This is a genomic window from Kocuria rhizophila, from assembly GCF_003667225.1.
In the GTDB taxonomy this organism is placed as follows: domain Bacteria; phylum Actinomycetota; class Actinomycetes; order Actinomycetales; family Micrococcaceae; genus Kocuria; species Kocuria rhizophila.
On sequence record NZ_RCOM01000080.1, the window covers coordinates 1 to 10,059 of the forward strand.

Below are 10,059 nucleotides of genomic sequence, written 5' to 3' on the forward strand. Positions count from 1 at the left end.
CCCGGGCGCGCGCTCGGCGAGCCCGGGGACGCCGCTGCCCCGCACGACCGGTCGGTCGAACGGGGCAGCGGAGCAGGGTGAGGCACGTGCGGGACGTCACGCGGCGGCGTCGTGCCCCGTGCTCACGGACGAGAACGGCGCGTCACAGCATGCAGGACACGCAGCCCTCGACCTCGGTGCCCTCCAGCGCGAGCTGGCGGATGCGCGAGTAGTACATGGTCTTGATGCCCTTGCGCCACGCGTAGATCTGGGCGCGGTTGATGTCACGCGTGGTGGCGGTGTCCTTGAAGAACAGCGTCAGCGACAGGCCCTGGTCCACGTGCTGGGTGGCCGCGGCGTACGTGTCGATGATCTTCTCGTAGCCGATCTCGTACGCGTCCTGGAAGTACTCCAGGTTCTCGTTGTCCATGAAGGGCGCCGGGTAGTAGACGCGGCCCAGCTTGCCCTCCTTGCGGATCTCGATGCGCGAGGCGATCGGGTGGATGGAGGACGTGGAGTTGTTGATGTAGGAGATGGAACCCGTGGGCGGCACGGCCTGCAGGTTCTGGTTGTACATCCCGTCCGCCATGACCTTCTCGCGCAGCTGCTTCCAGTCCTCGACCGTGGGCAGCGTGATCCCGGCCTGCGCGAACAGCTCGCGGACCCGCTGCGTGGCCGGCTCCCACGCACGGTCGGTGTACTTGTCGAAGAACGTGCCGTTGGCGTAGTCGGACTTCTCGAAGCCCACGAAGGACTCCCCGCGCTCCTTGGCGATCAGGTTGGACGCGCGGATGGCGTGGTAGGTCACCGCGTAGAAGTACATGTCGGTGAAGTCCACACCCTCCTCCGAGCCGTAGAAGATGTGCTCCTTGGCCAGGTAGCCGTGCAGGTTCATCTGGCCCAGGCCCACCGCGTGGGACATCTGGTTGCCGCGCCGGATCGAGGGGACAGAGTCGATGTTGGACATGTCCGAGACCGCGGTCAGACCCCGGATGGCGGTCTCGATCGTGGCGCCGAAGTCCTCGGACTCCATGGCCATCGCGATGTTCATCGACCCCAGGTTGCAGGAGATGTCCTTGCCCACCTCGGCGTACGTGAGGTCCTCGTTGTACGTGGAGGGCTCGGAGACCTGCAGGATCTCGGAGCACAGGTTGGACATGATGATCTTGCCGTCGATCGGGTTGGCCCGGTTCACGGTGTCCTCGAACATGATGTACGGGTAGCCGGACTCGAACTGCACCTCCGCCACGGTCTGGAAGAACTCGCGGGCGTTGATCTTGCGCTTGGTGATGCGGGAGTCGTCCACCATCTCGTGGTACTTCTCGCTCACGTTCACGTCCGCGAAGGGCACGCCGTAGATGCGCTCCACGTCGTACGGGGAGAACAGGTACATGTCCTGGTTGTTCTTGGCCAGCTCGAACGTGATGTCCGGGATGACCACGCCCAGGGAGAGGGTCTTGATGCGGATCTTCTCGTCCGCGTTCTCCCGCTTGGTGTCCAGGAAGTTGAGGATGTCCGGGTGGTGCGCGTGCAGGTACACCGCACCGGCGCCCTGGCGAGCACCCAGCTGGTTCGCGTAGGAGAACGAGTCCTCGAGCAGCTTCATCACGGGGATCACACCCGAGGACTGGTTCTCGATCATCTTGATCGGAGCACCCGACTCGCGCAGGTTGCTCAGCGCGAACGCCACACCACCGCCGCGCTTGGACAGCTGCAGCGCCGAGTTGATGTTGCGCCCGATGGACTCCATGTTGTCCTCGAAGCGCACCAGGAAGCATGAGACGAGCTCGCCGCGCTGCTTCTTGCCCGCGTTGAGGAACGTGGGGGTGGCGGGCTGGAAACGACCGGAGATGATCTCCGTCACGAGCCGCTCGGCCAGCGCCTCGTCCCCGTCCGCGAGGTACAGCGACACCATCACCACGCGGTCCTCGAACCGCTCCAGGTAGCGCTGACCGTCGAAGGTCTTCAGCGTGTAGGACGTGTAGAACTTGAACGCCCCCAGGAAGGTCTGGAAGCGGAACTTGTAGCCGTACGCCTGCTTGGACAGCTTCTTGATGAACTCGAAGCTGTACTTGTCCAGCACCTCGGCCTCGTAGTACTGGTGGTCCACCAGGTACTTGAGCTTCTCCTCGAGGTCGTGGAAGAACACGGTGTTCTTGTTGACGTGCTGCAGGAAGTACTGCCGCGCCGCCTGCCGGTCCGCCTCGAACTGGATGCGGCCCTCGGCGTCGTAGAGGTTCAGCAGGGCGTTGAGCTCGTGGTAGCCCAGACCCCGGTACTGCTCCGGGCAGGTGGGATCCTCGTGGCCGGGCTCGACGCTCACTCCCGGGGTTGCGTGAATGCTTGCCAAAACTCTTCCAATCCTTGGGTGACTTTTTCGACGTCCTCGTCCGTGCCCATCAGCTCGAACTTGTAGAGCAGAGGGACCTGGCACTTGGCGGCCACCTTCTCCGCAGCCACGCAGAACAGCGGGCCGAAGTTGGTGTTGCCCGCACCGAGCACACCTGTGAGGTGCTGACGGGACGGGGCGTCGTTGAGGAACTTGACGACTTGCGGGGGAACGGACCCCGCTCCCCCGGGGCGTCCGTAGCTGGGCACTGCCAGCACGTACGGCTCCGTGATGCGGGGAGCAGGCTCAGAGGTCTTGAGGGGCAACCGGACGGATCGCACCGGAAGCTTGGCGATGAACCGGTCGGTGTTGCGTGTGACGGAGGAGAAGTACACCACCAGTGGTGCGTCCTCGTCCGCCACGATCGGAATGCGATGACGTTCCCGCTCCTGCGCCTGAGCGAGAACCGAGGCCAGTGCGCTCATGCCGGGTCACTTCGATTCTTCGGGGGGGGTGTTGTGTGCTGTTTCCGATACGGGGCATCGGCGGTGCCCCGGGGACCTGGCCCGGAGACGCCGGCCCGGGAGGCCGACCGGGGCGGGATGCTGACCGGTCCGGATTCGTCTCCGGTCCGGAATCGTCTCCGGTTCGGGTCTGTGCTCTCGGAGATGCTCTCCGCCCCGGGTGGGCCCGAAGTCGCCGCCGGCCGGGGAGACGGGCCACCCGGTGACCCTCCTCCGCGAGCGTTCTCCACCGGGAGCGTCGTTCGCAGGGGCCGGGGACGCGCCCTGATCCCGCCCGGTGCCCTGATCCCGCCCGGTCCTGCGCGGGTGGCGGAACCGCGGTCTCCCGCGGCGCCGTGCGCTCAGGCGGAGAGCAGCAGAGCCAGGGAGTTGATCTTGTCCGGGCGGAAGCCGGACCAGTGGTCCGAGCCGGTCTCCACGACGGGCACCTGCTGGTAGCCCAGACCCACCACGTGGTCGTACGCGGCGGAGTCCTCGGTGACATCCACCACCGTGTAGTCGATGCCCTTCTTGGTGAGGGCGCGGTAGGTGGCGTTGCACTGGACGCACGACGGCTTGGAATACACGGTGATTGACATAGCCCATTCTCCTTGCGGGAAGTACCGATTTCTCCGGCGCTTCCGAAGCCTCGCGGTGGGTGACCGGGGCGGTGCGCCAGACGGTGGAACATCTGGATCAATACTACATCTAGTGTCGCGCGTGGGTAAGGCACCCAACATGATGTGGTCGCGTGTTCCACAGGGGCACCCGGGTTTTCCCCCGGCTTGTCCACAGGACACGAGCTCCGGGACCGCGTGATCCCGCGGTCCCGGACCCCTGAGGTGTGGACAAGAGGTGTTCCGGAAGTCACCGAAAAACTTTCCGGGCAGGGTTGCGGAGGATGCGGGAGCAGCGCAGGGGACAGCGCAGGCGGTCCGGGCGCGACCCGGCACCTCGGCCCAGGGTGCGTGGTCAGCCCGGTGGTCAGAGCAGTTCGGCGTCCCGGAGCTGGTCGGAGATGGAGGCGCCGTCGTTGGCCTCGATCCACAGGACACCCTGGGGCACCGTGACCCGGTGCCGGTCGGTCACGCGCGCACCCGAGGCCAGGACGGCCTCCGTGGGCGACAGGTTGCGGATCACGATGGCCGCGACGGACTCCGGGTAGCGCTGGGCGAAACCCGAGTAGATCTGCGGATCGTGCTGGCCGTCGTCCCCGATCAGGATCCACTTCACGTGCGGGAACCTCTCGGCCAGGCGCTGCAGGTTCTGCACCTTGTGCTGGGAACCCGAGCGGAACCACCGGTCGGTGGTGGGCCCCCAGTCCGTCAGCAGGAGCGCCCCGGAGGGGTAGGCGTTGCGCGTGAGGAACCGGCGCAGCGTGGGGGCCACGTTCCACGCGCCCGTGGAGAGGTACAGGAACGGGGCGTGCGGGTGCCGGCGGCGCAGCCGGTCCATCATGGTGGACATCCCCGGGGTGGGGATGCGCGCGTGCTCGTTGGCCACGAAGGAGTTCCACGCGGCGAGCATGGGCCGCGGCAGGGCCGTGACCATCACGGTGTCGTCGACGTCGCACACCACGCCCAGGTGCTGCTGGTCCGAGACCACGGTGATCGTGGCTTCGGTGACGGTGGAGCCCTCGGCCTGCATGTAGATGGTGTGCACCCCGGGCGCCATGGAGACGTTGAGGTCCACGTCGATCACACCGCCTCTGTCCGCCACGAAGTGGAACTCGTGGTCCCCCAGCCACACGTTGACGTGGGCGAAGGCGTAGGGCACGGAGGAGAAGGAACGCCAGCCGCGGATGGACTCTGCGGCGTCGTCCGTCTCGTCCACGAGCGAGCGGGTCTTGAGCAGCACGCGACCCAGCGCGCGCACGTAGCGCGGACTGCCGTAACCGTCGAAGGCGAGCATGGTGGGGATGTCCCCCCGCTGGACTGCCCGACCCTGGCGCCACCGCTGCAGCTTCTGGTCGAAGCGGTAGCCGACGTTGATCGCTTCTTCCGTGACCTGGTCCACGGACGGCAGCAGGTCCCCGCCACCACTGTTCTTCGCCATGGCTCACAGTGTTCCACAGGCCCGGGCGTGTACTGTCGCGCGTTTGCGCGCTCACGCTCCGTGTCATGGTGTGCCTGCCTTTCGCAGGACTCTGCCGGGTGCGGCCGCCGCCCCGTTCTCCGGTCCGTGCTCGCGGAGCCGCCGGGTGTGGCCGGGGCCCTGCTCCCGTGGTGGGCGGGACGCGACAGGCCGGGAACCCAGCAGCGTGCGGGGGTCCGGGAGGGTCTCCGGCCGGGAGAGGTCCCACGCCCGGGCGGCCTGGATGCCGATCCCCCGCGGCCCCGTGCGCCGGGTGTGGCCGTGGACCAGCAGCAGGGTCGGGGCGAAGAGCACCTCCCCGGACTCGGCCTGGGCCTCGTCGAAGAACGTGCAGTCCACGGCCCCGGAGCCGTCGTCCAGGGAGATGAACACCACGCGTCTGCCGCTGCGCATGGGCGGGGTCATGGTGGACACCCGCACCCCGGCCACCACCACCTCGCTGCCGCTGCGCAGTCCCAGCAGGTCCTCGGCGCGGGTGGCCCCGTAGGAGTGCATGAGCTCCGCGTGGGAGTCCATCAGGTGGGCGCTGACCTCGATGTCCATGGTCTCCATCTCCGCTCTCACCCTCTCCTGCGGGGACGGCTCCGGGAGCCGGGCCGGCAGGGAGGTCAGGTCCACGTCCCCCAGGGGAAGAGCCAGTTGCTCCTCACCCGGTTGCGCCCCGCTCGCGGCTCCGCGCGCCCCGGCCGGGCGGTCCGCCCGGTCCGTGAGGAACCGCACCATGTCCGTGCGCGAGGCACGGGCCCCGGCATCGCGCAGAAGGCTGTCGAGGGCCCCGGCGGTGGCCAGTCTCTGCAGGGTCCTGCGGGAGGGACGGGCCCGGGACCGGACCTCGGCGAGGCTCCCGTACGGCTGTCCCGCCAGGAGCCGCTCGACCTCGGCGGCACTGATGCCGGTGATGGCGCCCAACGACATCCGGATCCCCCACGCCCCGTCCTGGGTGTGGGGAATTCCCGCGTCCAGGTCCCCGGAGGCCACGGTCCCGGGACGCGGGGTGACCGGCTCCACGCGGTGGCACTCCCCGCTGCGGTTGATGTCCGGGCCGAGGACGGGGATCCCCATGCGGCGGGCCTCCCCCACGAGCAGCCGCGCCGGGTACATGCCGGGGTCGTGCTCCCAGACGCCCGCCATGAAGGCCTCCGGGTGGTGGGTCTTCAACCACGCCGACTGGTATGTGGGGACCGCAAAGGCCACTCCGTGGGCCTTGCAGAACCCGAAGCTGCCGAAGGCGTGGAGGATCTCCCACACCGTGTCGACCACCGCCGGGGAGTAGCCGCGAGCGCGTGCGCCGTCCCGGAACGCGGTTTCCACGGGGCCCTCGGAGGGGGATCCGAGCAGTCGCCGCCAGACGTCCGCCTGTCCGAGTCCGCACCCGGTCATGCGGTCCATGATGCGCATGATCTGCTCGTGGTAGACGGCCACGCCGCGGGTTTCGGCGAGGATCTCCTCGAGGTCCGGGTGGGGGTAGACGGGGGTGGACCAGCCGTGCCGGGCGTTGAGGTAGGGGCGGACCATGTTGGCCTGCATGGGCCCGGGGCGGAAGAGGGAGATGTCCACGACGAGGTCGTTGAACTCCTCGGGTCCCATGGTCCCGATGAGCTCGCGCTGGCCCGGGGACTCGATCTGGAAGCACCCGAGGGTGTGGGTGGAGCTGATGAGACGGAAGGTGTCGGGGTCGTCCCGGGGCATGGTGTCGAGGTCCGGGGGTGGTTCGTGGGGGTGCAACCGGGTGATCTCGGCCACGGCGTGGGCCAGGGTGGACTGCATGCGCACGCCCAGGATGTCGAGTTTGATCAGCCCCATGGGGTCCATGTCGTGCTTGTCGTACTGGGACATGGGCAGCCCGATCCCGCTGGCCTGCACGGGGGTGCGGTCCAGCAGGGTGGTGTCGGAGAGGATCACCCCGCAGGGGTGCATGGAGATGTGGCGGGGCAGCCGGTCGAGGCGTTCGGTGAGGTCCACGAGCAGGTCCATCTGCCGGTTGTCCCTGAGCTGCTCCGCGAGGGGTGCCAGTTCGGGACGGCGGGAGATCTCCTCGCGCAGCGTGCCCCCGGGAACGCGCCACAGCTGGCCGGCCACGTGGTCCACGTCCTGGGCCCCGAGACCGAGGGCGAGCCCGGCGTCGCGGACGGCCCCGCGGGAGCGGTAGGCGTTCTGCATGCTCATGAGGGTGACCCGCCGGGCGCCGAAGCGCTCGAAGATCCGCCGGTAGACGTCGTGGCGCCGCGCGCTCTCCATGTCGATGTCGATGTCCGGGAGGTTGGGGCGCAGCGGGGAGAGGAAGCGCTCGAAGACGAGGTCGTACTCGAGGGGGTCCGCCGGGGAGATCCCGAGCAGGTGCACCACCAGGGAGGAGACCCCGGAGCCGCGCGCGGCGTGGCGCACGTCCATGGCGCTCATCAGGTCCGAGACCTCTCCCACGGTGAGGAAGTACCCGGCGAAGCCCAGCCGGGAGATGACGTCCAGCTCGCGTTCGAGACGCCCCCGCAGGGACTCTCGGTTGAGCCCGGGGACGGTGCGGTCCCAGTCCTCGCCGCCGTGCAGCCGGGCGAGACCGGCGTAGCAGCGGCGGGCGAGTTCGCGGTCCGGGTCCCCCCGCAGCCCGAGGACGGAGGCCTCGGGGATCACGGGCCTGCCCACCCCCAGGTCCTCCTGGAGGTCCAGGGCGCAGCGCTGCGCCAGGTGGTGGGTGTCCGCGAGCAGTCCCGCGGGCCCGGTGGCCCCCTGGTCCGCGGCGCTCGTGATCTCGTGGGCCAGGCGCGCCATCCGGTCACCGTCCTTGAGCCAGCCCTGGCCGTTGGGCTGCAGCACGCCGCGCTCGGCCCCGGCGAGCTCGTCGAGGGACATCAGCGTGCGGGCGGCGTCGAGGACGTCCGCGGTCACGGCCTGCCCCGGGTGGGCGTAGCGCACGGCGTTGCTGAGCACCACGGGCACTCCCGCCTGGTGCCCGATCTCGTACATGCGCACGGCGTGACCCGTGCTCAGCGGCGCACCCTGGGGTGCCAGGTGGGTGGCGGTCTCCACCACGAGGGCCCCGGGAGGCACTCGCGCCTGCCAGCGGGACAGCGCGTTCCGGGCGGCCCGGTAGTGCCGACGGGCCAGCAGCCTGCCCACGTCCGAGTCTGGCCCCACGAGCACCACGAGTCCCGGCTCCCCGCCCCGGGCGGCGCGGTGCACGTGACGGGCGATCTGCTCGGGAGTGAGGCCCACGGGGTGCGCCGCGCTGCGGTCGTGGGCGCGGTGCGCGGCCGAGACCAGCCGGCACAGGGCGGCGTACCCGGCCCCGCCGTTGTGGCCCGTGGCGAGCACGACCACGCGTCCGACCACCCGGGGCGCGACGGGGCGACGCCGCCCGGGCCCCGTCCCGAACGACGGGGCCACCCGGCGGGATGCGCTCCGTCCCCGGGACGCGGTGTCCCGCCGGGGCGCACCCCCTCCGGGGGACGCTCCGCGCACAGTTCCGGGGCCGCGGACGCCCTGCCCCTCCGAGGACCGTGGCGGTGTGGCCCCCAGCAGCGCGAGGTCCACCCCCAGCACGGGGGTGATGCCGTGGGCCCGGCAGGCCAGCACGTGCTTGACCGCACCGTAGAGACCGTCCCGGTCCGTGCAGGCCAGGATCTGGGCGTCCTGCCCGGCCGCCGTCTCCGCGAGCTCCTCGGGACGCGCCACACCGTAGTGCGCGCTGAAGGCCGAGGCCACGTGAAGGTGAGGGAACCACATGCCCATATTCGAAACTTTGTTCGAATTTTTGTCAACCACCACAGACCCGTGCGGGGCTTCCACCGCCCGGTGCCGCACGGGGGTCTCAGCAGCTGACACGGAGCAGTCCCCACTGGCCCGTGGACTGGTCCCGGGTGAGTTCGAAGGTGCGCGCCACGGCGGCGCCGGCCTCCACGGCCTGGACCCGCCAGCGCTCCCGGTCCACCGCACTGGTGGGGCTCTCGCGCGGGACGCGATCCGCCAGATCCCACCAGTTGCAGCGTTCGTACCAGTGGATCACGGGCTGCAGCACGCGCTGACCGCGGCCACGGTAGAACAGCTCACACGGATTCCCGGAGGAGTCGCAGTGCACCGAGAAATCCCCCGTGGCATCCGGCACGACGGCCTCCCCCGCACCCTCGGCCCTCGCGTCCACGAGGGTTCCGCCGATCACGGGGACCGCCTCCCACGGGTCCTCGTGGCGCTCGATCTCCACCGCGTCCAGCACCGTCATGATGGCTCACCTTCCCCAGGTATTCGAAACTTTATTCGACTCCTGAGACGGTGCCAAGGCCGTCCGACACGCATAAGCGACCGGCCCCGTCGGGGGACGGTGCGGGTGGCCTGAGCATCCCCGGCGCGGCGAGCGCGGCGCCCAGGACGCTCGACTCTCCTACCCCGGGTTCTGCCCCACCGCCGCGAACACGGCCCCGGTGGCCCGCACGAGGTCCTCCGGCGCCAGCCCCACATCGAAACCACGTCGGCCGCCGGAGACGTACACGCGCTCCAGACGACGTGCGCTCTCGTCCACGACCGTGGGGAGCGTGGTGCGCTGCCCGAGTGGGCTCACCCCGCCGAGCACGTAGCCGCTCAGCCGCTGCACGTCCCCGGGTTCGGCGAGGTGCGCCTTCTTGGCGCCCAGCGACGCGGCGACCGCCTTGAGGTCCGCCCGCGCGGAGACCGGCACCACGCACACCCCGAAGCCACCGTGGTCCAGGGCCACCACCAGGGTCTTGAAGACGCTTTCCGGGGGCAGTCCCAGGGCCTGTGCCGCCTCGTCCCCGTAGGACTCCGCCCGGGGGTCGTGCTCGTAGGGCAGTCCCTCGAACGGGATTCCCGCCGCCTCCAGGGCCCGGGTGGCCGGGGTGGCCGGTGCCGAGTGCTTCTTGGCCGCCATGAGATGTCCTCTCCGTCTCGTCCGCACCCTCCCGGACCGCGCCTCCGCCGGCGGGGCCGTTCCAGGGGCCCGGCCCGGGCCCGCATCCCGGTTCCCGTACGGCGGCGTGCCCGGTTGGGTACTGTGGTGTCACGCCCGCACCGCGGGAGGTGCAGGGCTCTGGTTCCTCGAGCCTACGACTTCCCCGCGCGCGGTCCCCTTCCACCACAGCACCACCACACCGCAGCACCACCACCCGGCAGTCACAGCTCCATCCGATTCACGGCACCACCCAGCAC

Annotated in this window: 7 protein-coding genes; all 7 read right to left on the reverse strand. The window is 69.8% G+C overall.

Annotation, left to right across the window (positions count from 1 at the left end; translation table 11 throughout):
- Positions 1 to 142: 142 nt before the first annotated feature.
- The 7 genes from nrdE to ybaK all read right to left on the reverse strand — a co-directional run bounded on the left by nrdE (position 143) and on the right by ybaK (position 9,781).
- Entirely contained in the window at positions 143 to 2,302 is a 2,160-nt protein-coding gene (gene nrdE / locus D9R02_RS09795) for a class 1b ribonucleoside-diphosphate reductase subunit alpha (protein WP_102613985.1), read from the reverse strand.
- On the reverse strand, positions 2,299 to 2,793 hold the full coding sequence (nrdI, locus tag D9R02_RS09800) for a class Ib ribonucleoside-diphosphate reductase assembly flavoprotein NrdI (protein WP_223110383.1): 495 nt from the start codon (positions 2,791 to 2,793) through the stop codon (positions 2,299 to 2,301). Before nrdI ends, nrdE begins: the two co-directional genes overlap by 4 nt.
- 380 nt (positions 2,794 to 3,173) lie before the next feature.
- Positions 3,174 to 3,410, reverse strand: a complete 237-nt coding sequence (nrdH, locus tag D9R02_RS09805; RefSeq protein ID WP_019309058.1) for a glutaredoxin-like protein NrdH — start codon at positions 3,408 to 3,410, stop codon at positions 3,174 to 3,176.
- Positions 3,411 to 3,795: 385 nt separating this feature from the next.
- Positions 3,796 to 4,866, reverse strand: coding sequence for an App1 family protein phosphatidate phosphatase (locus D9R02_RS09810; protein WP_102613986.1), 1,071 nt, complete (start codon positions 4,864 to 4,866; stop codon positions 3,796 to 3,798).
- Positions 4,867 to 4,929: 63 nt separating this feature from the next.
- Positions 4,930 to 8,625 (reverse strand): DNA polymerase III subunit alpha, encoded by a 3,696-nt coding sequence (locus D9R02_RS09815; RefSeq protein WP_223246181.1) that lies wholly within the window; start codon positions 8,623 to 8,625, stop codon positions 4,930 to 4,932.
- A gap of 85 nt (positions 8,626 to 8,710) precedes the next feature.
- Positions 8,711 to 9,118: a DUF6504 family protein gene (locus D9R02_RS09820; RefSeq protein WP_039101241.1), complete on the reverse strand. Its 408-nt coding sequence runs from the start codon at positions 9,116 to 9,118 to the stop codon at positions 8,711 to 8,713.
- A 159-nt stretch (positions 9,119 to 9,277) separates the two neighbouring features.
- On the reverse strand, positions 9,278 to 9,781 hold the full coding sequence (ybaK, locus tag D9R02_RS09825) for a Cys-tRNA(Pro) deacylase (RefSeq protein WP_039101242.1): 504 nt from the start codon (positions 9,779 to 9,781) through the stop codon (positions 9,278 to 9,280).
- Positions 9,782 to 10,059: the final 278 nt, after the last annotated feature.